This window comes from Campylobacter sp. CNRCH_2015_0338h (assembly GCF_025772785.1).
Lineage (GTDB): Bacteria > Campylobacterota > Campylobacteria > Campylobacterales > Campylobacteraceae > Campylobacter_D.
The window spans coordinates 1-922 of record NZ_JAKMST010000028.1 but is presented as its reverse complement, the minus strand read 5'-3'; the positions used below and the strand labels follow the sequence as shown (position 1 = coordinate 922).

The 922-nt window shown below is 25.6% G+C and carries 1 protein-coding gene; it reads right to left on the bottom strand.

The features are described 5' to 3' along the window. Nucleotides 1-145 precede the first annotated feature (145 nt). On the bottom strand, nt 146-922 hold a 777-nt coding region (locus L8X30_RS07870), incomplete at its 5' end, for a hypothetical protein (RefSeq protein ID WP_263679762.1).

Genomic DNA, 922 nt, shown 5'->3' with positions numbered 1-922 from the left:
TTGTTCCTTTTAATTCATTTTTTAAATTTTAAGAGTTTTTATTTTTTAATATTTATTATTGATTAATCAAAATATTATTTAATACGAGTATTCATTAATATACTCGTTATTATTGCTAGGATATAGCTATCCTAGCAAGTATTTTTTATAATCCTCCAACTACACAAGGATTCATAGTTTTATAATTATCACTTACTATGCAAGTTTTACTTTTTTGAAGTAAAGAGGTTTCATCTACTTCTTCAGTTTCTTCTTCATTTAAAGTTTCATCACCTATTAGATTAAGAGAAGCAGTTTGTTCAAAGTCAGGTAAATCTCCACCTTGAGAATTATCTATATCAGGAAATTCAGGTTTATCTACATCAGGATTTAAACTTAGCAAAAAAGGATTAAAATTAAAATTGTCATATCCTAATGTTTCGTTAATATATTTAGTATAAGTGGATTTTATATTATCATTGATATTCTTAGCATCAACATATGCATTGGAATAACTATTATAAGCATTAAGCCAATTATTAAAAGCTTGAGTGAATTTAGGATCGTTGTAGCTTAGCTTACCTTTATTGACTAAATCTAATAATCTATTAAATTCAGCTTGGGCTTTAAAATAGTCTTGCTCTTTGTCTTTAAAGATTTGCTCTAGCTCTTTGTATTTGTTATACTCAGCCATTAATTCATCCTTATTATCATTTAAATAGCTAAATAAAGCTTTATTGTTAGCTAGAGTTGTTTCACTTTGATTTTGTAAAGATATAAATAAATCTTTTGCTTCATTTGATATTTTATCTTCATCAAATGTTCCATTCTTGGTATAATAAGTCAGAAAATCTAAACTTTGCAAAATACCTCTGGCTTCATTCTCATCTTTTATATTAAAATATCTTTGAATAAAAGCTATTTTTTCACCTTCTGTGGTATT